Source organism: Bradyrhizobium sp. CCBAU 51627 (assembly GCF_028128765.1).
In the GTDB taxonomy this organism is placed as follows: Bacteria; Pseudomonadota; Alphaproteobacteria; order Rhizobiales; family Xanthobacteraceae; genus Bradyrhizobium.
Genome location: NZ_LBJG01000080.1, coordinates 49201 through 71888, shown reverse-complemented (window position 1 = coordinate 71888; position 22688 = coordinate 49201). Strand labels below are relative to the sequence as shown.

The 22688-nt window shown below is 65.2% G+C and carries 20 protein-coding genes and 1 tRNA gene; 10 read left to right on the top strand and 11 right to left on the bottom strand.

Features of this window, described 5'->3' with window-relative positions:
* Positions 1-288: 288 nt before the first annotated feature.
* Positions 289-942 (bottom strand): histidine phosphotransferase ChpT, encoded by a 654-nt coding sequence (gene chpT / locus XH88_RS28340; protein WP_271671515.1) that lies wholly within the window; start codon positions 940-942, stop codon positions 289-291.
* Between the two features lie 189 nt (positions 943-1131).
* On the opposite strand from chpT, the gene XH88_RS28335 reads away from it, so the two are divergent.
* Entirely contained in the window at positions 1132-1959 is an 828-nt protein-coding gene (locus tag XH88_RS28335; protein ID WP_271671514.1) for a 3'(2'),5'-bisphosphate nucleotidase CysQ family protein, read from the top strand.
* Here the strand turns inward: XH88_RS28335 and XH88_RS28330 are convergent.
* Positions 1953-2438, bottom strand: coding sequence for a YHS domain-containing (seleno)protein (locus XH88_RS28330; protein WP_271671513.1), 486 nt, complete (start codon positions 2436-2438; stop codon positions 1953-1955). The genes XH88_RS28335 and XH88_RS28330 overlap by 7 nt on opposite strands.
* Positions 2439-2578: 140 nt before the next feature.
* Between XH88_RS28330 and XH88_RS28325 the strand changes: the two genes are divergently transcribed.
* From XH88_RS28325 to XH88_RS28315, 3 genes are all read left to right on the top strand, one after another.
* The gene (locus tag XH88_RS28325; RefSeq protein ID WP_209967818.1) at positions 2579-3187 is read left to right on the top strand and encodes a DUF1134 domain-containing protein; all 609 of its coding nucleotides are present in this window, start codon (positions 2579-2581) and stop codon (positions 3185-3187) included.
* 117 nt (positions 3188-3304) lie between these two features.
* Positions 3305-4603: a hypothetical protein gene (locus tag XH88_RS28320; protein WP_271671512.1), complete on the top strand. Its 1299-nt coding sequence runs from the start codon at positions 3305-3307 to the stop codon at positions 4601-4603.
* Positions 4604-4762: 159 nt separating this feature from the next.
* Positions 4763-4837, top strand: a tRNA-Val gene (locus tag XH88_RS28315).
* 225 nt (positions 4838-5062) lie between these two features.
* Here the strand turns inward: XH88_RS28315 and XH88_RS28310 are convergent.
* From XH88_RS28310 to XH88_RS28290, 5 genes are all read right to left on the bottom strand, one after another.
* On the bottom strand, positions 5063-5440 hold the full coding sequence (locus XH88_RS28310) for a response regulator (protein ID WP_271671511.1): 378 nt from the start codon (positions 5438-5440) through the stop codon (positions 5063-5065).
* A gap of 238 nt (positions 5441-5678) precedes the next feature.
* A complete protein-coding gene (locus tag XH88_RS28305; protein WP_271671510.1) occupies positions 5679-6461 on the bottom strand; it encodes a class I SAM-dependent methyltransferase in 783 nt (260 codons plus the stop codon).
* 116 nt (positions 6462-6577) lie between these two features.
* Positions 6578-7060 carry a transcription elongation factor GreA gene (greA, locus tag XH88_RS28300; RefSeq protein ID WP_271671509.1) on the bottom strand — a complete coding sequence of 161 codons (483 nt, stop codon included), beginning with the start codon at positions 7058-7060 and terminating at the stop codon, positions 6578-6580.
* A 157-nt stretch (positions 7061-7217) separates the two neighbouring features.
* Positions 7218-7691 carry a hypothetical protein gene (locus XH88_RS28295; RefSeq protein ID WP_271671508.1) on the bottom strand — a complete coding sequence of 158 codons (474 nt, stop codon included), beginning with the start codon at positions 7689-7691 and terminating at the stop codon, positions 7218-7220.
* 151 nt (positions 7692-7842) lie between these two features.
* A complete protein-coding gene (locus XH88_RS28290; RefSeq protein ID WP_271671507.1) occupies positions 7843-8163 on the bottom strand; it encodes a hypothetical protein in 321 nt (106 codons plus the stop codon).
* 506 nt (positions 8164-8669) lie between these two features.
* On the opposite strand from XH88_RS28290, the gene XH88_RS28285 reads away from it, so the two are divergent.
* Entirely contained in the window at positions 8670-10211 is a 1542-nt protein-coding gene (locus tag XH88_RS28285) for a peroxidase family protein (RefSeq protein ID WP_271671506.1), read from the top strand.
* A 266-nt stretch (positions 10212-10477) separates the two neighbouring features.
* Here XH88_RS28285 and XH88_RS28280 read toward each other — a convergent pair whose 3' ends face one another.
* From XH88_RS28280 to XH88_RS28270, 3 genes are all read right to left on the bottom strand, one after another.
* Positions 10478-13471: an autotransporter family protein gene (locus XH88_RS28280; protein WP_271671505.1), complete on the bottom strand. Its 2994-nt coding sequence runs from the start codon at positions 13469-13471 to the stop codon at positions 10478-10480.
* 492 nt (positions 13472-13963) lie between these two features.
* On the bottom strand, positions 13964-14482 hold the full coding sequence (locus tag XH88_RS28275) for a hypothetical protein (RefSeq protein WP_271671504.1): 519 nt from the start codon (positions 14480-14482) through the stop codon (positions 13964-13966).
* Positions 14483-14518: 36 nt separating this feature from the next.
* Positions 14519-16066 (bottom strand): acetolactate synthase large subunit, encoded by a 1548-nt coding sequence (locus XH88_RS28270; protein ID WP_271671503.1) that lies wholly within the window; start codon positions 16064-16066, stop codon positions 14519-14521.
* Between the two features lie 269 nt (positions 16067-16335).
* Between XH88_RS28270 and XH88_RS28265 the strand changes: the two genes are divergently transcribed.
* Complete coding sequence (locus XH88_RS28265) at positions 16336-16914, top strand: L,D-transpeptidase (protein WP_271671502.1); 579 nt, start codon at positions 16336-16338, stop codon at positions 16912-16914.
* Between the two features lie 210 nt (positions 16915-17124).
* Positions 17125-17940: a DUF2927 domain-containing protein gene (locus XH88_RS28260; RefSeq protein WP_271671501.1), complete on the top strand. Its 816-nt coding sequence runs from the start codon at positions 17125-17127 to the stop codon at positions 17938-17940.
* Between the two features lie 35 nt (positions 17941-17975).
* Here the strand turns inward: XH88_RS28260 and XH88_RS28255 are convergent, their stop codons facing one another.
* The gene (locus XH88_RS28255; protein ID WP_271671500.1) at positions 17976-19103 is read right to left on the bottom strand and encodes a threonine synthase; all 1128 of its coding nucleotides are present in this window, start codon (positions 19101-19103) and stop codon (positions 17976-17978) included.
* Between the two features lie 283 nt (positions 19104-19386).
* Here XH88_RS28255 and XH88_RS28250 point away from each other — a divergent pair, with 283 nt between their 5' ends.
* The 3 genes from XH88_RS28250 (at position 19387) to upp (ending at position 22686) form a co-directional block, all read left to right on the top strand.
* On the top strand, positions 19387-20643 hold the full coding sequence (locus tag XH88_RS28250) for a GTP cyclohydrolase II (protein ID WP_271671499.1): 1257 nt from the start codon (positions 19387-19389) through the stop codon (positions 20641-20643).
* Positions 20644-20650: 7 nt separating this feature from the next.
* Positions 20651-21889, top strand: coding sequence for a URC4/urg3 family protein (locus XH88_RS28245; protein ID WP_271671498.1), 1239 nt, complete (start codon positions 20651-20653; stop codon positions 21887-21889).
* 167 nt (positions 21890-22056) lie between these two features.
* Positions 22057-22686 carry a uracil phosphoribosyltransferase gene (gene upp / locus XH88_RS28240; protein WP_271671497.1) on the top strand — a complete coding sequence of 210 codons (630 nt, stop codon included), beginning with the start codon at positions 22057-22059 and terminating at the stop codon, positions 22684-22686.
* The last annotated feature ends 2 nt before the right edge of the window (positions 22687-22688 follow it).

Below are 22688 nucleotides of genomic sequence, written 5' to 3'. Positions count from 1 at the left end.
TCGGCTCCTGCTCGAACTTCACCAGCTGATTGTCCACGGTGTCCAGGCTCTCGCTGGTCTCCGTCAGAAACTCCCGCAACAGATCATCCATGAAAACAGGCCTTCATACAGGGAGGGGCACGCACGAGACGTGATGCGCCACTTCAGAATGGGGCCAGCTTCACCGCAAAGCGTTTAATATTGGTTGAGTATGTGCAAAAGAACGGAACCAACAAAGAGATAAGGCGCTCCGGACAAGCCGAAGCGCCTCGTAAAGATTGGATTAACCCCTGACAGCGATGTGCACGTTTACGAAGCGGTAATGATGATCGCTTCGCCTTCAGGCTTGAGCGTGACGGCCAGACCGCAGGCCTGCGCCAACAGCCGCGTGTAATAAGGCTGGATCGCGTGCGCATCCGCGGCAGGTCCGCGCTCGCCGCTGAGAAGCTCGGAGATGTTCTGCGGCAGGCGCGCGTTATGTCCGGTCGCGGTGATGCGGAAGCTCATCGTCTCGCCCTCGCCGATCGGATCAACCGTCAGCATGCCGCCGCGCGGGATCGTGTGCTGGGCGACGACCAGCATGTTGAGCAACAGCTTGACGCGATTCTTCGGCAGCAGCAGCCGCGGGAGATTCCAAGTGATCGTACACTTGCCGTCCTCGATGTGGCCGCGCGCCATGGTCTGGGCATCGCCGAGGTCAATCTGCGCACCGGAGGAGCCGGCGGCGCCGAAGGCGAGGCGGCAGAACTGCAGGCGGGCGGAGGCCGTTTTCGCGCTCTTGCGAATCAGGTCGAGCGCGAATTCCCGGTCCTCGGGCTTGGGATCGTCGTCGAGCACTTCGAGCCCATTGACGATGGCGCCGACCGGGCTGATGAGATCATGACAGACCCGCGAGCACAGGAGGGCGGCGAGTTCGAGCATATCGGGAGCAGAAGCGGTACCTGAAGACGGAGCGTCAGACATAAAGGGTTCCTGGAATTGCACGGCGCGGACGCGGCGAATCACGCATGCTTGACGGATGTTGCGGGTTCTAACATTCGCCAGCCTGTGGCAGCTAGCTTGCGGATAGGTACGAAGCGGCCATAAAGCGCCGGTCGAACGAACCGGAGCGAATCGCGTGAAGAGAGGGTGAGGCTTGCCGATGAATGAGGCATGCAGGTGAGGATCATCGACAGCGAAGCGGCTGACCGGCTGATGGAGCCCCTGACCGCGCTGGTGCTGCAGGCCGGCGACGCAATTCTTGGCGTGAACCGCGCGGCGATGCGGGTCGACGGCAAGCAGGACGGCTCGCCGGTGACCGAGGCCGACCTCGCCGCCGACCGGATCATTGCGGAGGGGCTGGCGGGGCTTGCCGGCAGCGTGCCGACACTCTCGGAGGAGCGGACCCACCTCGCCTCGCCACCATTTCGCGGCAGTTTCTTCCTGATCGATCCGCTCGACGGCACCAAGGAGTTCGTCGCCGGCCGCGACGAGTTCACCGTCAACCTTGCCCTCGTGACCGACGGCGTGCCGCTGCTCGGCATTGTCAGCGCACCCGCGCTCGGGCTGCTCTGGCGCGGTATCGTCGGCCGTGGCGCCGAGCGCGTGAGATTTGACGGCGCAACCATCGGCCGCGCCGAGCCGATCCGGACGCGGAAGCTTCCCGGGCACGGCGAGCCCTGGGTCGCGGCGGTGAGCCGCTCGCATGGCGATCCCAAGAGCGAGGCCTTCATCGACAACAGGCCCAATGCCGTCAGAAAGACGTGCGGCTCGGCTGTGAAGTTTGGCCGGATCGCGGAGGGGAGCGCCGATATCTATCCCCGCTTCGGGCCGACTTGCGAATGGGACGTTGGGGCAGGTTGCGCGGTGGTGACCGCCGCCGGCGGCAAGGTCACCGACGGCAGCGGCGGCGAGCTTCGCTTCGGCGAGCGCGGCGACACCGGCTTCATCATCCCGGCGTTCATCGCCTGGGGCGATGCCGAAGCGGTAGCGACCTACTGACTGAGCTTGTCCTGGAGCGCCGGCCAGCGCTTGCCGACCTCATAGAGGAAGCGCTCCGGATTGGCGGCGAAGGCGGCGCGGTTGTCTTCGCGGCTGAACAGATAGAGCCGCTGCGCCGAGATCACGAAAAAGCGGGGATTTCCGGCGACGGTCACGCTGCGCGCGATGTCGACGGGGTCGTAGCCGCCGAACTGCGGCCCGTAGATTTCGGGATGGGCCAGGAATTCCGCTCGGTTGCCCTCGTTGCGGAAGCGCCAGACCGCGCCCAAGAGATTGGCCTCGAACTCCGCCGTCCCCTGCTCCGCGCCGCCATCGACGAAATAGGCCACGGGATCGAAGCCCTCGATGGCGACGCCCGAGAAACGATTGACGACGATCCGTTCGGTGGTGGCGGCCAGGGCCGGCAACCCAGAGCAGGCGAGCCAAGTGCCCGCCAGCATGCCGACCAGAGCGCCGATCAAGGCAATTCCGGGGCGCAAAGGGCTATCTTCCTGCCGTTGTGCCGTCATAGTTGCTGCGGATAACATCCGAGTCGAGGGGACATCCGGCGCAACCTAGAGCCGTGCCTGTTGGCGTCAGGTTAAGGGAAGCGGACGGAATCGATACCAGGGGTTCTTTTATGACTTTCGCATCACGCCTTGCCGCAGTGGCGCTCATCGCGCTGGCTGGCTGGACCGTGCCGGCCTCCGCCCAGACGGCCGCGCCGCCGCCGGACCTGCCGCCGCCGCAACGGACCCCGTCGCCCAACACCTATGGGCCGGACGAGCTCGTCACCGCCGGCCATCGCTTCTTCGGCAACGTCTCGCGCGGGCTCGCCTCGATCATCGAGAAGGCGGTCAGCCAATGGGGCCTGCCGAACGGCTACATCCTGGGCGAGGAAGGCTCGGGCGCCTTCGTTGCCGGCCTGCGCTATGGCGAAGGCACGCTCTACACCAAGAACGCCGGCGACCTGCGCGTCTACTGGCAGGGTCCCTCGCTCGGCTTCGACTGGGGCGGCGATGGCGCGCGCACCATGACGCTGGTCTACAACCTGCCCGCCACCAACGCGATCTACCAGCGCTTCGCCGGCATCGACGGCTCGGCCTATATCATCGGCGGCTTCGGCATGACGGCGCTCACCGCCAACAACATCGTGCTGGTGCCGATCCGCTCCGGCCTGGGCTTACGCCTCGGTGCCAATATCGGCTATCTCAAATATACGCCGCGCGCGACCTGGAACCCGTTCTAGGCGACCGCGTCCATCCCCTCACGGATCAAGGTTAACGACAGGCTGGGGCTGGCTTTTTGCCGGTCCCGCATGCATTGTCGTTGGTAAATTTTTCCTTAGCTCTCGGAGTTCTGGCCCATGGTCGAACCGATCATGTACCTGGCGATCGGTTTCCTGCTGTCGATGCTGTGCTGGCTTGCGATCGTGCCGCTGGTGCACAACCGCGCGGTCCGCCTGACCACGCGCCGGCTCGAGGCTGCCACGCCGCTGTCGATGGCGGAGATCCAGGCCGACAAGGACCAGCTCCGCGCCGAGTTCGCCATGTCGGCGCGGCGGCTGGAGATGAGCGTCGAGCAGCTCAAGAGCAAGACCACGAGCCAGCTCGCCGAGCTCGGCAAGAAGAGCGATGCCATCAACCGCATGAAGATCGAGCTCGGCGAGAAGAACGCCACGATCTTCGCGCTCGAAGCGCGCGAGAAGGCGGTAAAGGAGCAGCTCCGCGCCACCGAAGAGGAATTCAGCGCCAAGACCGAAGCCTTGCGCGAAGCCGAGATTGCGCTGGCCGACAAGCAGGCCGAGCTCGCAAAGATCAATTCCGAACTGTCCGACCGCTCGATGATGGCGGAGAGCCGTCAGGTCGAGCTGGTCGCGGTGCGCGCGCAGATCGAGGCATTGAAGGACCGCGTCGGCGACGCCGAGAAGGAGTTTGCGGCGACGCAGGCCCGCCTGGCGCAGGAGCGAACCGAATCCGAGACCGCTTCGCGGGAGCTCACTGAGGCGCGCGGCCGTGTCGAGAATCTGAGCCAGCGCGTCACCGAGCTCGATCGCCAGCTGATCGTGCAGGTGAAGGAAGCCGAGATGCTCTCGGGCCGCGTCGCCGATCTCGAAGGCCGCCTCTCCACCCAAGGCAAGCTGCTGGCCGAGCGCGACTTCGAGAACAACCAGCTCCGCCAGGCCAACGAGAGCGCCGAGCGCACCCTCAAGGAGCTGCGCGTCGAGATGGCGGCCTTGAGCGGCGGCAAGTCGTCGGCCGCGATGGAGCAGCTCCGCGCCGAGAAGACCGCGCTGGAAGAGCAGCTGCGCATCGCCCGCGACGAGCGCGCCAAGCTCCAGCGCGACATTAACGCGATCCAGCAGCAGGCGGAGAGCTCCTGGGCGACTGAGCGGATGGAGAACGCGCTGCTGCGCGAGCGCATCAACGACATCGCGGCCGAAGTGGCCAAGCTCGCGATGCAGCTCGAGGGCCCGAACTCGCCGATCGAGGCGCTGCTGGCGGCCGAGGCCGGCCCGCCATCGAAACCGGCGCCGCGCCCGGCCAATGGCGTCGCGACCAACGGCGCGGCAGCAAGCCCCTTGCCCGAGGGCGGCGGAACGCTGGCCGAGCGCATCCGCGCGCTCCAGGCGCACGCCTCCCGCGCCCGCCAGCAGGGCGCGTAAATCGTCCGAAATCCGGCCCCGCCGCCGATTTGTGCGGTCGACGCAAGGTTTTCCGGCCGCAAGCCGCCTGGAAACTTGACACCTTGGGTCCGCACTTCTAAATCGCGGGCTCCGATGCGCCGGCCGGGCGAAAAGTCCGGCCGTCTGCATGATGGTCCCGGGCGCATAGCTCAGCGGGAGAGCGTTCCCTTCACACGGGAGAGGTCCAAGGTTCGATCCCTTGTGCGCCCACCATTTTTCCTCCTGAACCCGATCGGTTGCTGAGATCGCCAGCGCGGGCGGCTTTCCTCGCCTGCCCGATCGAAATGTCGAAAACAACCCCATGCACAGTAGCCGGCATCCGCCGGATCAATGGGTTACGATTTATCCGAAAACGCCTTGCTCGTCGGGCAAAACAGGGGCATGATGGCAGCATCCCGAAAGGATCGCGCCGCTGAGCGGTCAGCTCGGACAGCGGGCCTATTCGTGCACGGGCGGGGTTTGATTCAGCAGTTGCGAGATCGCAGTCACGATCTGTGCTGGGGCGAAGGGCTTTTGCAACAGCACGCTTTTGGGCACGCCATGCGAGGGCCATTCGTCCGCGGCAGCGCCGGTCATGTAGACGACCGGAATATCCGGACCGAGTTCCCTGGCGCGCTTGGCAACATCCCACCCGCTGAGCTGGCCCTTCAAATTGATGTCGGTCACGAGCGCGCGGTATTCGGAGTGCTTCTCCTGCAAGAGGGGAAGGGCTTCCTCGCCCGATGCCACCACCTCCGATTGGAAGCCACCCTCGGCCAACGCCGTGCGGATCATCTCGGTGATGAAGAAATCGTCTTCAACGATCAGGATCGGCAACAGTGGATTTCTCAAAACCCTGCCTCCGGCCGCGGCATGCGGTCGGAGCTAAGTTCGCAGGTGAATTTAGGTTCCTCTGCAGTCTTGGGCCGTAGCCGTGCGTCGAAACGAGCTTTGGATCTCCGTCCGGTTGAAAACCAGAGAACGCCTGCCGCCGACCGGCCCGCTGACTACCAGCGCCTTTGATAGGCGCCGTCGATCCGCTGCGCGCTCCTCCCGGCCTGGCCCCCGACAGACCTCACGTCGAAGGGAACGGGTTCGCTGACTTGGTGTATTTCAGCGCGCCGATGCCAAAACCTTCCTGGCTGCGGTTCTGGATGAATTCCCGGTGCTCATAGTGCGGCGACAATTCGCGCCAGAGCTGCGGGACACCACCGGCCCAGGCGCTGGTGTTGCCGCTGGACTCGCAGATGTCGTGGAACAGGATGATGCCGCCTTCGCGAACGAATGGCCGGTAGCACAGAAAGTCCTGCTTGACGCCTTCATACCGATGATCGCCGTCGATGAACAATGCGTCGATCTGCCGGCCACCCAGAAATTTCTCGACGCGCCTGACGCTGTCATCGGCGTAGGACGGCATGTCGAAGAATGTCCAGTGCTGCTTCGCCGTCGCCAGCAGCTTCAGCATTTCCTTGTTCTTCACATGCAGATCGATGCAGATCATCGTCTCCATCGTCGGAAGAAACCGTCCGAACAGGAGCGACGTTCCGCCGTTCAGCGTACCGATTTCAACGACCGTCTTGGGAGCGGTTGCCGCGATGTAGTCGAGCGCCGCCGATATCTCCGCCTCGATCTGACAGGAGCCGGTCCCCATATGATGCTTGGTAAAGTCGATGATATCCTGCACGCTCGACCCGCGCTTGTACGCGCCGATGATCTCGTCGCGCTTTTGGGTGTTGAACTTGAGGCGCAGTGCAGGTCCACTGTCGGCCAGTCGCTTCTTGATCTGTCTGACCGCGAGAACGGCGGGATGAAACTTCAGTTCCGTCAATCGCTCATTAAAGGCCTTGCTCAAAGACATATCGAACCTCGCTCCACGCAAAGTTTTGCCGACCGCCCCGGAGGCAGGATCATCTCCAATTTTGATCAACTTACGGTTTTTGCTTGACGGCGCGATGACCCGGCCGGCGCGGATCGCTAGGCGATTGCGACGATTTCGAGTTCCTGCGTCCCTGAAACGGCGACCTCGCCGATGGCTTTTCCCATCAGGGATATTGCGACCGGCGACACGAACGAGATCGAGCCGGCCTTCGGATCGGCCTCGTCCTCGCCGACGATGCGGTAGGTCTGAACGCGGCCATCGGCACGGCTGAAGGTCACGGTACTGCCGAAGGCGACCGTCTCGTTTGACGACGGGGCGGCAACGAGTTGCGCGGTGCGCAGCCGTTCGGCGAAGTATCTGATATCGCGCAACGGCACCGCCGATTGCCGGCGCTTCTCGTTGACGTCGTCGATCGCTTGCGCGGCCTCATAGGCTTCGCGCGCGGCCTGCAGCTGGGTCTGCAACGCCTGCAAGCCCGTCTCCGTCACGAGGTTCGGATGCGGCGAGATCGGACGATCCGGCAGCAACGTCTCGGAGGCGGTCTCGGCGCTCTCTTCCTTGGTAAAGGCGACGCTCAATTCGAAAATCCTGTCGAACAGTCTTGCGCGACTGTATCAGAGTTGGAGCATGAGACCGAAACCCCGGACCGCATCTTCGATGCAATCCGACCTCTCCCTACGGGAGAGGTTTACGAGTTCGAGGCTGGCATCGAGTCACCCCAATCGGGCCGATCCCTTATATCTCAAGATCGACGAAACGGCGCAGCTTGAAGACGAGATCCGGCAGGGCCTGGCGGAACCGGGTCGCGTTCTGGAAGCTGGTCGAGAACGGCGCGAAGGTGAGCATCGCGTTCCAGTTCCGATAGCCATAGACCGTTACCGAGACGCCGGTCGCCGGAAAATCCTCGAGCTTGCGCAACTCGCCGAGCACGAGCTCCGCAATTGCCGCTGCAGGCAGCCGTCGCTTGCCATCCGGCGTCAGGGATTGAGCGACCTGTTTCGGGGCCGCGACGGCTTCATCCGATGCATCCTGGAGCTTCGGAGATTCCGCCTCCGGGATTTGCGCCACGTCCGGGACGGCTGCGGCCGCTGGTGCGGCCGGCGCGACGTCAGCAAGCGGCGGCGGGCTAGCGGCCTCTGCGCGCCTGTTGCCTCCCAGGATGCTGCTGATCATGGCCACGAGGCCAGCATCCTTTGCGTCGTCGCTCATCACGGCTTCCCCCGACTAGCGCCAGTCTAGCACCGGCACCGTGGTCCGCCACAGGGGCAGCCGATCAGATCGAGCCCTCGCTATCGCATGGCTCCGGGCCAGCCTCACCGCGGCGCAAGGCGGGGAGCACCTCGCGGCGCGGTGCGACCGATCACTGCTTCTCGAACGGAATATATTGCTGATACTGTTTCGGCACGGAGCTGCGATAGCGCGCCGGGACGGTGCCTGTGTCGATCGAATGATCGATCTCCTGCTGCCGCGTCATCCTCTTCTTCGGCTTCTTCCCGGCGCTCTTCTTCGGGCCTGCCGGCGGGGTCGATGTGTCGGTGGTCGCGGCCGGCGCAGTGGTCGCAGCCGGCGTCGCGGCGGCCGACGTGCCGCCTGCAGCGGGCGCCGTCTGCGCCAGCGCGAGGGGCGTTTGCATGATGAGCGCCAGTGCCGCGGTCGCAGCCAGCAGACATGATCGTTGCATCAGAACCTCCAAATGCCTGATCCCAGAATGACGGAAGCGTCATCCCGCGGGACCGACGCGTGCATCTCCACCGAAGATAGGCGGGAGCACGGCCGCAAGCTGTGGCCGAGTTCACATAGCCCACCACGGCTTGCCACATCACAGGCGCATCCCGAGCGTAGCGCACGTTCCGGGACCAAGACGCGCACGACAAGGTGTCGGGCGAGTCCTGGAACAGGTGAATGCCTCGCGGCGACGCCGCTGCAGTCTCCATGCGAAGCTGAGAGTGCTTCGCGCCGACATTGTCGATGACGAGAATGTTATTCGGCGCGGACGCGAGAAGAATTTGCAAAGCGCATCCGCAGCTTGATCGCAACGCCTGCTCATGGAACCGGATCGACATCGCACGATGTGTGAAGCAGCGCATAGTGACGCCGAATTCCGCCATCTAGCCTCACATGCATATCTTATGACGAACAACCTCAGCTTTAGTTGCCCACCGTCGTCAATTTTCATGGAGGATCTTTATGAGCAGTCGTCACGCCATTGCGCCCCGCGGTCTCAACGCCACCCGCTCGCCGCTGTCACAAGGCCGCTTCGGCCGCATGTTTCGCACGCTGACGCCGGCGACATTCGGCCGGAACGAAGCCGACACGATCGCAAATCTCGCCGCGCTCGCCGACAACATGGTCGGCGATTTTGATCGGCCCAAGGACGGCCCCGACGCCGAAGAGAGCGGCATTCCCGCGCTCTACACCTATTTCGGCCAGTTCATCGATCACGACATCACCTTCGATCCGGTGAGCTCGCTGACCAAGCAGCAGGACCCGGACGGGCTCGTCGATTTCCGCACCCCCTCGTTCGATCTGGACAATCTCTACGGGCGCGGACCGAACGACCAGCCCTACATGTACGACAACAACGGCAAGTTCCTGCTCGGCGAGACGCTGACCGGCACCGGCGTGTCCGGCGCCTTCGACCTGCCGCGCTTCAAGGGGCGCGCATTGATCGGCGATCCCCGCAACGACGAGAACAGCATCGTCTCGCAGCTGCAGGGATTGATGCTGCGCTTTCACAACCGCATGGTCGACGACAACGAGGGGCTCTCATTCCAGGACGTGCAGCAGCGCGTGCGCTTCCACTATCAATACGTCGTGCTGAATGACTTCCTGCCGCGCATCGTCAATGCCGGCGTGCTGAACGATCTCAAGAGCGGCGGCCGCTACGATCGCAGCAAGCTCGCCTATTATCACTGGAAGAGCTTTCCCTACATGCCGGTCGAATTCTCGGTCGCGGCCTACCGGCTCGGCCACTCCATGATCCGGCCCGGCTACCGGCTCAACGATGCCGACAACATGCTGCTGCAGATCTTCCCCGATCCCAACAACCCCGACAACAACGCGCTGACCGGTTTCCGCGCCATGGGGCCGGGACGCGCCATCGACTGGGGACGGTTCATCGACATCGACACGCGCGCCTATGGCGTCGAGGACGACAGCACCAATCCTGACAACAAAAGGCGGCTCCAGCTTGCCTATCGCATCGACACCTCGCTGGTCGACCCCTTGCGCAAGCTGCCGCCGGAGGTCGCCTCCAATCCATCGTCGCTGGCGCTGCGCAATCTCGAACGGGGCTGGCGGCTCGGACTGCCGTCGGGCCAGGCGGTCGCCAGGGCGATGCACGTGACGCCGCTGACCGACGAGCAGATCATCGTCGGCCGCGCCGTCGACGTCCCGTCGTCGGGCGATCCGCAAGTCCCGATCGCGTCGATCGCCAACGGCGCATTCAAGGGCAACTGTCCGCTCTGGACCTACATCCTCGCCGAAGCGCGCCAGTTCAAGACAGCGGTCGCGGTCCCAGCCACCGGTGCGCCGGCAACCGGCATCAACACGCCGCAGCTCGGCCCGGTCGGCGGACGCATCGTCGCCGAAGTCTTCCTCGGCATGATGTTCGGCGACGCCTCCTCCGTGCTGTCGCTCGATCCGAACTGGGCACCGGTGACCGGTCCCGATTTCAAGCTGAAGGATCTCGTGACCTACGCACTGGGCAACGGCGCTCCGCTGCATTGAGCTAGTGACGGTTATGAGCGAGGCCGTCCGCGTCATGCGGGCGGCCTTACCTGCCAGGTGTCGTGAATTCAGATTGGCAGGCCGTTCGTGGCCCGCCTCTCCCGGATAGGAAGCACTGGTCGCGTCCGCGTTGCTCTCGGAAGACGACACTGAAACCGACTTGCACCATGTCGGCTAATTGTGAAGGGTTTCGGATGCCGGCCGCATCACTGACGGGGCGGCACATTCGGCGGCCGGCATCCGAAACCCTTCACAGGAGCCGACGTTCACCAAGCGTATCGTACGACGCCCTTGCCGGCGTAGGAGCGCGTCACGTTGGAGAACTCGCCCTCGAAGGTTGCAGCGGTCGACCAGCCGTTCAGCCATTTCATCTCGGCAGATGCCGTGGTGAGTGCGGAATCGGAGGCTTGCGCAGCGCCGTTGACGACGAAGCTCGCGCCGGGCAGCGCCTGGAAGGTTGCACCGATCGAACGATCCGGATTGAAATCGTGCGCCCAGGCAATCCGGCCGCGCAGCGTCAAGACGCTGTCTTGAAGCGCGAAGGATTTGTCGCTGCGGAGGCCAAGTTCGGTGCGCGGATTGGTAACGCTTTTCGATGCGTAAGCGAGCGCAAAGGCCGAGCTGCCCGAGATGACTTGCTCGGCATAGGCCGGCAGGTCGAAGGTGCTGAACTGGGCCGCGGCGTAAGGCGTAAGCCCGATGCCGCCGATCAGCGGCCCGACGAAGCCATAGCCACCTTCGACCCGGCCTGAATAGGCGTTGGCGTTGTACTCGGCACGGAGATGATCGAGGCCCGCAACGGTGACGTAACGATCGGTGGTGATGTCCTGCCAGCCGTACGACAGTGCTGCGGAGATATAGGCTGGCCCTTCGATATGGCGGATGTAAGCTCCGACCTGAAACAGGTCGGAGCGGCCGGAGCCGAAACCGTTGACGCTGAAATTGGTGCCGCCGCCGGCGAGCGCAAAGCCGGCCAGCGTGTTCGGCGAGAACAGATAGTCCGCGCCGACCGCGGTGCCGGCAATGCGGCTGGTGGTGTCGTTCGAACCTGCCGCCAAGTTGCCATTCGTGCTCTGCGCGCCGCCGAAGCCCGCGCCCCACACGCTCCAGCGCTGCACGAAGGGCGCAGCGGGCGGTGCCTTGGTGATCATCGCGAACGCATCGGTGCGCTGGCGCGGTGCATAGGCACTCGCCTCCTTCCCCGCAAAGCCAGACGCGCCGGGCGTCAAGCCGGCGCCGCCGCTCCGCTGCATGAAGGGATCGGTGAGCAGGCCCATGAACTGGCCCATCGCATTGAACGTCGTCTGCTGCGAACCTGTCGCGGCTTCGCCGGAGGCTTGCGTCAGTCCGCTGGCGTTCAACGTCCCGTAGACCAGAGGAATGCCGCCGGTCGCGTTGAAGAAGCCGACCAAAGCATTGCCGATCGCCTGCTGGTTGCCGGAAAGGCCATTGCCGAAATTGGGCGGCGGCGACGGCGTGAAATTCAGTGTCAGATTGAGATAGGCGTGGGTTGCGTCATAGCTCAAGCTGCTCGAGAAATTCGTCGGCAGATTGGTGCTCGCCAGCGAGCCAAACGTCCCGCCGACGCTGTTTGCGGTCAGGATCGTGTATTGCTTGCTGACATAGCTGCCGTTCGCGAACACCGCATTCACACTGGCGCCGTTAAGTGTCGCGCTGCCAGTGACACTGGCGAACGACGCCGTCGAAGGATTGACCTGCACGAGGTAGATCGCGCCCGACTGGAACACGAGACTGCCCGCGACCGTCATCGACGATCCCGCCGTGCCGTTGCCTGGCGCGAAGGTGCCGCCGGCATTGATTTGCGTTGCGCCCACCGAGCCGGTGCCGCTCAGCGTGCCGCCGGAGTTGACTGTCGGATCGGTGATCGAGCCGTCGACCTCAAGCACGCCGCCGTTGACGGTCGTTGCGCCGCTGTAGGTGTTGGTGCCGGTCACGATCGTGGTGCCGCCCGTCGTCGTCAGGCTTGCAGTGCCACCGATGCCGCCGATCGTGCCGCCGGTGGAGACGATCGCCGCGTTCAGGCCACCGTTCTGGATCGTGCCACCGGTCAGATTCACCACCGCTTGCGTCTGCGTGGTGCCGCCGAGATCGAGCGTACCGCCGGACACGGTGGTCGTGCCGCTTGCCGCCCCCAGCGCGCCGGCGCTCGACAGCAGCAGCGTGCCCTGGTTGATGATCCAGGGCGTTGTAGTTGTCGTCGTGCCGCTCAGAGTCCAGGTGCTGCTGCCGGTCTTCACGAAGGTCGAGAAGCCCTGGTACTGCGCCGACGCCCCAATGTTGGACACGTCGAAGCTTGCGTTGCTGGAACCGCCGAGCCGCAGCGTATCGGTGCCGGTGCCGACCACATTGCCGGTGATCGTGGAGCCGGCTTGCAATTCCAGCATGTTGCTGCCGCCCGTGAAACTGATGGCGTTGGCGCGGGTCACGCCGTCGCCGGAAAGGCCGCCCGTGATGCTGCCGCTGTTGATGATGGTAAGCCCCGCGCCCACGATGCCGGCACCGCCGGTGCCGGCCGTACCGGCCGTAGCCCCACTGGAGCCAGCTCCGCCCGCGCCGCCGCTCGCGCCGGCAACTGTCCCCGAATTGACCAGCGTGCCGCTGCCGGTGAAGGCGACACCGACACCGCCGTCACCGCCATTGCCGCCGGAGTTACCACCTCCGCTAGTGATTCCGCCGTCACCACCGATCCCGCCGGTCGCCGTGCCGCGATTGGTATAAATGAGGCCGCTGCCGTTCACGACGACGCCATAACCGCCGGCACCTCCGCCACCACCGCCCGCATTGGCGAGACTAGCACCGCCCCTGCCGCCGGCACCACCGGCGATCGCGCCCGAATTCGTGGTCGTGGCAGAGACAACCGCACCATGCGCGCCGCCGCCACCGCCACCGCCACCAGTGCCGCCAGAGAAGTCGACGGTTCCAGTCGCGCCGCTCGCGCCAGCACTGGCGCCGCCCATTCCTCCAAGGTCCAAGATGCCTCCTGTACCACCGCCGCCACCCGTAGCGCCGGCACCGCCACCGCCGCCGCCGCCCCTGATTGACCCGTCCCCACCTGTCCCGCCGGTGGTCGTCAGATTGGTCGTGCCGCCGCCACCGCCAGCGCCGCCTCCAATTCCCCCCGCGCCGCCGTCCGCCCGCGCCGCCGAGCCCATCAACCCGACGCCGATGGCGAGGAGACAGGCCGTCGCAAGCAACCGCGCCCGCTCAAGGTGAGCGTGATGAAGCGTCGTCAAATCCATAAAGCCCCCGCGATCGGCCCACTGCAGATTTCCTTTGCGAGTCTACTGAGCCGCCAGAGGCCGTGCAATGCGCTGCGCGATCCTGATGCGAAACTCGGGAGAATGCGGTGCAAGAATGCCACGGCCGTCGGCCGGTCGCAGCGACATCGCGGCGACGGGCTCGCTCGAACGGGTCGCCAGCTTTCGAAACGAGCCGCTGTCATCATCAGGTCCGTCAAGGACGGGGCCATGCCCAAGGAAGGTTTGGCGGTGATGATGCACAGGCGAAGGGTGTCGTCGCGACGGCGTTGACCGATTTGGGTTTCGAGCCGTTTAGTTGACCGCAATGGGTCACGAGCAACGGTCGCGCCCATGAGGATGTCTTTCCGGTTCACCCCTAACCGCCCGGGCGCGGCAACTTCGTCGTCCGGAACGGGTCACAAGCAGGCGATGCCGACCAGGAGCAGCAACGTCCGCTTTATCCTCGAAATCTGACGCCTGCGATTCGTTGCTCTAATGCGCCGCCCCAAGGCCGCTCTCCGCAAGCCGCTCCGCGAACCAGAGCGACTGCAGCTGGTCGACCACGCCGCTGACATAGACTTCCGACGACGTCACGCCGTGCTTGTCCAGCACCAGCAGCACGCCGATCCAATAGGCGAACCAGACATGCGGATCGGTCATCGCCTTCAGCTTGTGCTGGTCGTGCTCCAGAGGCGTGTGATTGCTCGCCTTGCGGATCTCGACGGTGAGCAGATTGTTCGGGATCTCGCGCTGATGCACGACGACGTCGGGGTAGATCGATTTACCCAGATGATCGTCGGTCGAGATGATCGTGCCGTGCGGCAGATGCAGCGTGCGTTCGCCGAGCCGATCGTAATTGCAATCGACCGCCCAGCCCGAGAACTGGCGCTCGAGATAGACGGCGAGGCGATGCGTGATCGCGCGCTCGCCGATGTCCTTCTCGAACAGGAATCCTTCGTGGGCGTAGAGGTCCCGGAGCGCCGCGATCACCTTGTTCAGCTCGGTCTGCATCGTGCCTCCGGGCTCTCGGCGCTCCGCGACGCGCCGTTACATCTGGACTTCGATCAGCCGCGGCCCCGGCTCGGCGACGGCTTCCGCCAGCGCCTTGTTGAACTCGTCGGCATTGGTGACGGCGCGGCCGGGCACGCCCATGCCCTTGGCCAGCGCGACGAAATCGAGCGTCGGGCGGTCGAGGCGGAGCATGTCGTTGGCGCGCTGGCCGGGCTCGCCGGCGCCGACATTGTCGAACTCGCCGCGCAGGATCTGGTAGATGCGGTTGGCGAACACGATGGTGACGATGTTGAGATTCTCGCGGGCCTGCGTCCACAGCGACTGGATCGTGTACATCGCGCTGCCGTCGCCGACCATGGTGATGACCTTGCGGTCCGGGCAGGCGATCGCGGCGCCGATCGACAGCGGCGTCGAGAAGCCGATCGAGCCACCCATGTTCTGCAGCCAGTCGTGCGGCGCGGCCGCCGCGGTCGGCGGGAAGAAGCCGCGGCCGGTGGTCAGCGACTCGTCGACCATGATCGCGTTCTCGGGGATGGCGCATGCGATCGCCTGCGCGATCGAGGCGAAGGTGAGCGCGCCGGTCGGCCTGGCCAGCTCAGCCAAGGCCTGCGGCTTGACGTCCCTGGCACTGGCCTTCACCGCGCCGGCGAGCGCTTCAAGTGCTGCGACCGAATTCTCGCCCCAGGAGGTCATGCGATGCACCTCGCAGCCCTCGGGCTTGAGCATGCTCGGCTTGTTCGGATAGGCGAAGAAGGCGACGGGATCGTCGGACTCGACCAGCACGATGTGACGGAACTTGGCCAGCATCGGCAGGGCGTTCTCGATGACGTAGTGGATGCGATCGATCGAGAAGCGGCCGCGGCCGCGCGCCATGCGGGGACGGAAGGTCGGGCCCATCACGGTGCAGCCGGTCTTGCCGGCGATGCGCTCGGCCAGGGCCAGGCCCTGCTCGCTCAGCGCGCTGCCGGTCATCAGGAGCAGCGTGCCCTCGCCGTCGCCGTGCAGGATCTTGGCAGCCTGCTCGACCGCCTGCGGCGAATAGCTGGCGCGCTGCTGCTCGGCCGGGACCTCGGCAACGCCGTCAGCCTCGTTCCAGGCGGTGTCGGCGGGCAGGATCAGGGTCGCGATCTGCGGCGGAGCGCTTCGGGCGGCGGCGATCGCCGCGGCACCGTCGGCGGCGACCGCTTTGGAGTTCGGCGAGGTCCGGACCCAGGACGACATCGGCCGCGCCAGGCCCTCGATGTCCGAGGTCAGCGGCGCGTTGTAGTCGATGTGGTAGACGGCATGCTGGCCGACGATGTTGACGATGCCGGAATTGGCTTTCTTGGCGTTGTGCAGATTGGCAAGGCCGTTGGCGAGGCCGGGACCGAGATGCAGCAGGGTCGAGGCCGGCGTGCCCTTCATGCGGAAATAGCCGTCGGCCGCGCCCGTCACCACGCCTTCGAACAGGCCTAGCACGCAGCGCATGCCCGGAACGCGGTCGAGCGCTGCGACAAAATGCATCTCGGAGGTGCCGGGATTGGTGAAGCAGACGTCCACCCCGCCCTTGACCATCGTCCGCACCAGGCTTTCCGCACCGTTCATTCTGTCTGCTCCCGCAACCGGCGATTTCCAGTGATCACCGCGATCAATCATTGTTCGCCCGCCCCGTCAAAGCAATAGCCGGCATAGCGGCCCTGCGCCGCATCACGATCCGCTGGCTTGGCTAACGCTTTTTCGGCAAATTTGCGCGGTTGCCGATTTGGTAACGCCATCCGTCAAGGATGAAGCGCCTCACGGGGCCGTGGCTTGCGAAAAGCCCGCGGATATGGCCTCTGGTCTTTTGTTGAACAGATTTTTTTCCGGGGGATCCAATGATCCGGTTTTTTGCCGCGCCGATCGCCGTCATCGCACTCCTGACCGCCTCCGCCGGCGGCGCCCTGGCCGAGGAGTACGACACCCGCGACATCATGGGCGGCGGCCCGAACTTCTTCCGCGGCGGCGTGAACCCGATCCCCCGCACCACCGTCATGTACAACGGCAACTACGCCCCCGGCACGATCGTGGTGAACACCGCCGAGCGCCGGCTCTATCTGGTGCTGCAGAATGGCCAAGCGCTGCGCTACGGCATCGGCGTCGGCCGCGACGGCTTCCGCTGGGGCGGCGTACACAAGATCACCGCCAAGAAGGAGTGGCCGGACTGGACGCCGCCGTCGCAGATGATCGCGCGCCGGCCCGATCTGCCGCGCCACATGAAGGGCGGCATCGAGAACCCGCTCGGTGCGCGCGCGATGTATCTGGGCTCGACGCTCTACCGCATCCACGGCTCCAACGAGCCGGAGACGATCGGCCAGGCGGTCTCCTCGGGCTGCTTCCGCATGACCAATGACGACGTCACCGACTTGTACGGCCGCGTCTCGGTCGGCACCACGGTGGTGGTGCTGAACAACTAGCCAAGCGCAAGATCTCTACAGGGTGGGCAAAGCCGGAGGATCGCGCGAAGGCGCGGTCCGCTGGCGTGACCACGATTTTGAGATGGTGGGCATTGGCACGTTGCGCCTTTGCCCACCCAACGGCACCGTGCCTGAAGCAGCCGGAACCCGCTCGGCCCGCGTATTTGCGGGCTTGTGCGCAGCCACCGAATGCGGCAGCGTTGCACAACGATGAGCGCACTGGTCCCGCCCTCGGCTGCCCTTCGCTTCGCCCTGCTGGCGTTTGCAGCGCTCACGTCTGTGCTTGACATCGCGACCGATGCCATCGCCGGCGAGCTGCCCGCGATCGCCTCGCGCCGGCGCGCCGAAAAGAAGAGCTTTACCGACGCCGAGATCGTCGACGGCTTTTTCAAGACCGCCTTCGGTGCCGAGTACCACCTCGCCGGCCGCGTCGATCGCATCCGCAAGTTCGACGGACCGGTCCGCGTGTTCGCCGAAACCGACCGCGCCGACCGCAAGGCGCAGCTCGCAAAGGTCGTGGCCGACATCGGCAAGCACGTGCAGCATCTCGACATCGCCATGTCCGACAGCGGCGAAGCGGCGAATGTGCGGGTCAAGCTGGTGCGCGACCGCGACCTCTATCGCACCATCACCAGCTTCTACGGCGCGGAGAAGGCGCGCGAGATCCGCACCTCGCTGGATCCGCAATGCCTGTCCGGCTTCCGCAAGAACGATCAATTCGAGATCGAGCATTCCGACGTCATCCTCACCGTCGACGTCGGCGATTTCACCTTCCTCGACTGCGCCTATGAGGAGGTGCTGCAATCGCTCGGGCCGATCAACGACACCGCAAGCGTGCCGTGGACGATGTTCAACGACAATGTGTCGATGGGCTATTTCGATATCTACGACCAGTACATCCTCAATTTGCTGTACGATCCCCGCATCAAGGCCGGCATGACCGTGCTGGAGGTGAAAGAGGTGCTGCCCGACGTGCTCGCGGATGTGCGCGCATGGGTGAAGCGGGTGAATGATTTGAAGGAGTGAGATGCTTGCGTTCAATGACGGAGCAAGCCGCAAATCTACCCCACCAGATCGGCGACCGTGGTCGCCGCCTTCAGCCCGGTGCCGGTGAGAACTGCGACCGTGGTCTCGCTCGCCTTGATGGCGCCTGCGGCCGAGAGCTTCTCCAGCGCTGCTGCCGCGCTGGCGCTGGTCGGCTCAGTGAACAGGCCCTGCCGCGCCAGACGCCGCAGCGCCGCAACGATCTCCTCCTCGGTGAGCGCGACCGTGCCGCCGCCGCTTTCGCGCAAGGCCGCGATGATCTCGCGTAGCCGCAGTGGAGACTTGATCGCGGTGCCTTCGGCGATGGTCTTGCTCACCTCGCGCGCGACAGGCGTATCGACGCCGGCCTTGAAGCTCGCATCGATCGGCGAGCAGTTGAGCGGCTGGGCCGCGAACAGGCGCGGCAGCTTTGCGATCTGCCCCGCCGCCTTGAGCTCGCGGAAGCCGAAGGCGCAGCCGAGCAGGCTGCTGCCGGCGCCGACGGGAACGATGACGTTATCGGGCGCTTTAAAGCCGAGATCTTCCCAGATCTCATAGGCGAAGGATTTTGTGCCCTCGAGGAAGAACGGCTGCCAATTGTGGCTGGCATAGAAAGTCTGGCTCGACTGCCGGATCGCTTCCGCCTCCGACTCCTCGCGCGGGCCTTCGACGAGCTGCACCTCGGCGCCGTAGGCGCGCACCTGCGCGATCTTGGCCGGCGAGGTCGAAGCCGGCGCCAGGATCTTCACGCGCATGCCGCCGGCCGCGCCAAGCCCTGCCATCGACGAGCCGCCATTGCCGGATGAATCCTCCAGAATGGCGTTGACGCCGATCTGCCGCAGGAACGACAGCATGACCGCAGAGCCCCGGTCCTTGAAGCTGCCGGTCGGATTGAACCATTCGAGCTTGAAGAGCGGCCGCAGATCGCCCCACCCCTGCTGCACCAGCGGCGTGCATCCCGTGCCGAGCGAGATCGGATCCTTGATCTCGACCGGCAGCGCCGCGCGGTAGCGCCACAGCGACCGCGTGCCGCCATCGATATCCGCGCGCGATATCCCCGCGCCCGGTGTCACCAGCAGCGGCGTGCGCTCGTCCGAGCACCAGCGCGGCTCATGCAGGGAATAGAGCTTTCCATTGCGGGGATCGATGTAGCTGGCGGTGGACATGGGGCACTCCGGGGCGATCCGCTCGATATGTCCGAATATGCAGGTCTTATCCAGTCGCCTGATGGCCCCTTCAAAAATTTGAACAATTACATAGATATAGGGCGTATTTTGGCGCCCGCGCCGATCCGGACGGGCGGCGCGGCCTGCCAGCGCCGCACGATTAACTTGTCTGTCGTGGCTGGCCGCTACAATATGTTGGATTGCGTCGCCGGGCTCCGTCCCGGCACGCGGTGGAGCCAGGCCCGTCCGAGCGGCGGGCCGTTGGCTTTTTGGGAGTTTGGCCATGAGCCGCGCGAACCGTACTGAGCATATCCGCCTCACCTCGCACCCCGAGCCGGGCAAGAAAGCCGCCTACCCGATTCACTGGGGCGCACCCGACGCACGCGCCCGCGGGCCGATCATCGGCACGGTGTCACGCGCCGGGGATCGCAACGTGATCGGCAGCCATGGCGGCTCCTACGCGATGTACCGTGCACTCGCTGTCTCCGCCGGCGCGCTCGATCCGATCCGCAGGCCCGACCTCACCAACACCTTCCCGGCCGCGACCATTGGGCCGTTCGAGCAATGGCGCGATCCCGCCAAGATCGTCGCGCTCGATCCGTGGGGGCATCTGGTCGCCGAGAACTTTGGCAAGGACATCGCCGAGGGCGTCGATATCCGGCCGAGCATCGCGGTAACGCGCGCGCGGCTCGACCTGCCGGAGATTCGCGAGGCGCTGACCGCAAAACGGCTGCGCGCCGACGGCGAGGTCGTGCACGCCAATGGCAGCGTGTCCGTGGTGAAGATCGCGATCGATCCGGTCTGGTATCTGCCCGGCCTTGCCGAACGCTTCGGCACCAACGAGACCGAGCTGCGCCGCACGCTGTTCGAGCAGACCGCCGGCATGTTCCCCGAACTCGTGACCCGGCCGGACCTGAAGGTGTTCCTGCCGCCGATCGGCGGCACCACGGTCTACATGTTCGGCGATGTGACGAAGCTGCCCGATCATCGCACCAAGATCACCTGCCGCGTGCATGACGAGTGCAACGGCTCTGACGTGTTCGGCTCCGACATCTGCACCTGCCGCCCCTATCTGATCCACGGCATCGAGGAATCCGCGCGCGGTGCGCAGGAGGGCGGGCTCGGACTCGTCGTCTACAACCGCAAGGAAGGCCGCGCGCTCGGTGAGGTCACCAAATTCCTGGTCTACAATGCGCGCAAGCGCCAGGAGGACGGCGACGCGGCCGCCGCCTATTTCGAGCGCACCGAATGCGTCGCCGGCGTGCAGGACGCGCGCTTCCAGCAATTGATGCCGGATACGATTCACTGGCTCGGCCTGAAGCGCATCGACCGTTTCCTGTCGATGAGCGACATGAAATACGACGCGCTGACCTCGCAAGGCATCGACATCGTCGAGCGCGTGCCGATCCCGCCGGAGCTGATCCCGGCGGACGCCTATGTCGAGATCGCCGCGAAGAAGGCCGCCGGCTATTACTCGACCGACATCGCGCCGGAGAAGGACGTCGATGGCGTGGTCGGACGTTCGCTGGAAAAATACTGATCCGGCGATGGCGGAGGTTTTGGAACACCAGGCGCGCGCGCTGCTCACCGCGAAGGCGGTTCGCGCGCGCGCCGGACAAATGCTCGACATCGGCCTGTCCGGCGGGCTCACGCATTTCACCACCGACCTCGATCGCATGGATGGCGTTGCAGACGCCGTGCTGGCTGTGACGCGAAAGGCCTATCCGACGCTCGACATTCCCTTCCACGCGCGGTGGCGGCATTTTGTGTTCGGCGGCGTCGACCGCTGGGCGCAGCTGGCCGACGCGGCGCCCTGGCCTGATCGCGTGGCACGGGCGCGCGCGGAGTTCGACCTTGCCATCGTCAGCGTGCTGCTCGACGCCGGCGCGGGCGCGACATGGCGATACCGCGACGCCGTAACGGGACAAGCCATCGGCCGATCCGAGGGGCTGGCTCTCGCGAGCCTCGATATGTTTGCCGGCGGGCTGTTTTCGCGCGATGCGCGCGCGCCGTTCAGGATTGATGCGGACGTGCTTGCAAGGCTGCCGCTCTCGGCATTGAATTCAGCCTTTCAGGCGAGCGATGCCAATCCGCTGCTCGGCCTCGAGGGACGCACCGATCTGCTGCATCGGCTTGGCAAGCAGGTGGCAGCGCGCGCCGACATTTTCGGCATGCAGGACACGCCGCGGCCCGGCGGCCTGTTCGATCACATCGCCGCGCAGGCAAGGGACGGCGCCATCCCCGCGCCAGTGATCCTGTCCGCGGTGCTGAAACAGCTCGGGCCGATCTGGCCGTCGCGGCTCGAGCTTGCCGGGGTTCCGCTTGGCGATTGCTGGCGCCATCCGGCAATCAAGACTGACGATGCGACCGCCGGTCTCGTGCCGCTGCACAAGCTGTCGCAATGGCTGAGCTATTCGCTGATCGAGCCGCTGCAACGCGCAGGCTTCGACGTCACCGATATCGACGGCCTCACCGGGCTTGCCGAATATCGCAATGGCGGGCTGTTCGTCGATCACGAGGTGTTGCGCCTGCGCAATCCGGCGGATGCCGAGCGCGCGCATGCGGTGGATTCGTTGCTCGTGGTGGAATGGCGCGCGCTCACGGTCGCACTGCTGGACCGCGTTGCCGAACGCATCCGCGCCAAGCTCGGCCGCACGCCGGAGTCGCTGCCGCTCGCCAGCATCCTGGAAGGCGGCACCTGGGCCGCCGGCCGGGCCATCGCCTTTGCGCGCCGTCCCGACGGCTCACCACCGCTCAAGGTGATCAGCGACGGCACTGTGTTCTAGACCCTCTCCCCTTTTGGGAGAGGGTGGCTTCGCGAAAGCGAAGCCGGGTGAGGGGTTGTCTCCACAGGCACATCTCTCATTGGAGTTCGTGGAGACAAACCCTCATCCGGCGCTTCGCGCCACCTTCTCCCACAGGGGGAGAAGGGAAGAAGCAAGAGCATCCCACCATGGAAGGCGTCACGATCGTCGATCATCCGCTGGTGCAGCACAAGCTGACGCTGGTGCGCGACAAATCGATCTCGACCAAGTCGTTCCGCGAGCTGATCAAGGAGATCGGCATGCTGCTGTGCTACGAGGTAACGCGCGATTTGCCGCTCACCGATACCGTGATCGAGACGCCGCTGGCGACGATGCATTCGGCCAAGATCGCCGGCAAGAAGCTGGTGTTCGTGCCGATGCTGCGCGCCGGCACGACCTTCGTCGACGGCATGATGGATCTGGTGCCGACCGCGCGCGTCGCCCATATCGGCCTCTACCGCGAGCCCGAGAGCTTTGCCGCGGTCGAGTATTTCTTCAAGTCGCCGTCCGATCTCAGCGAGCGTCTCGCCGTGGTGGTGACCCCTGTCGTCGCGACCGCCAACACGGCCGTGGCTGCCGTCGATCGGCTGAAGGAGCGCGGCGCCAGGGACATCCGCCTGGCTTGCCTGATCGCGGCGTCGGAAGGACTCGAACGGCTGCGCGGCCTGCATCCGGACGTCCATATCTGGACCGCGGCGGTGGATGAAGGTCTCGACGAGAACGGTTTTATCCTGCCGGGACTCGGCGATGCCGGCGATCGCGCCTATGGGACGCGGTAGCG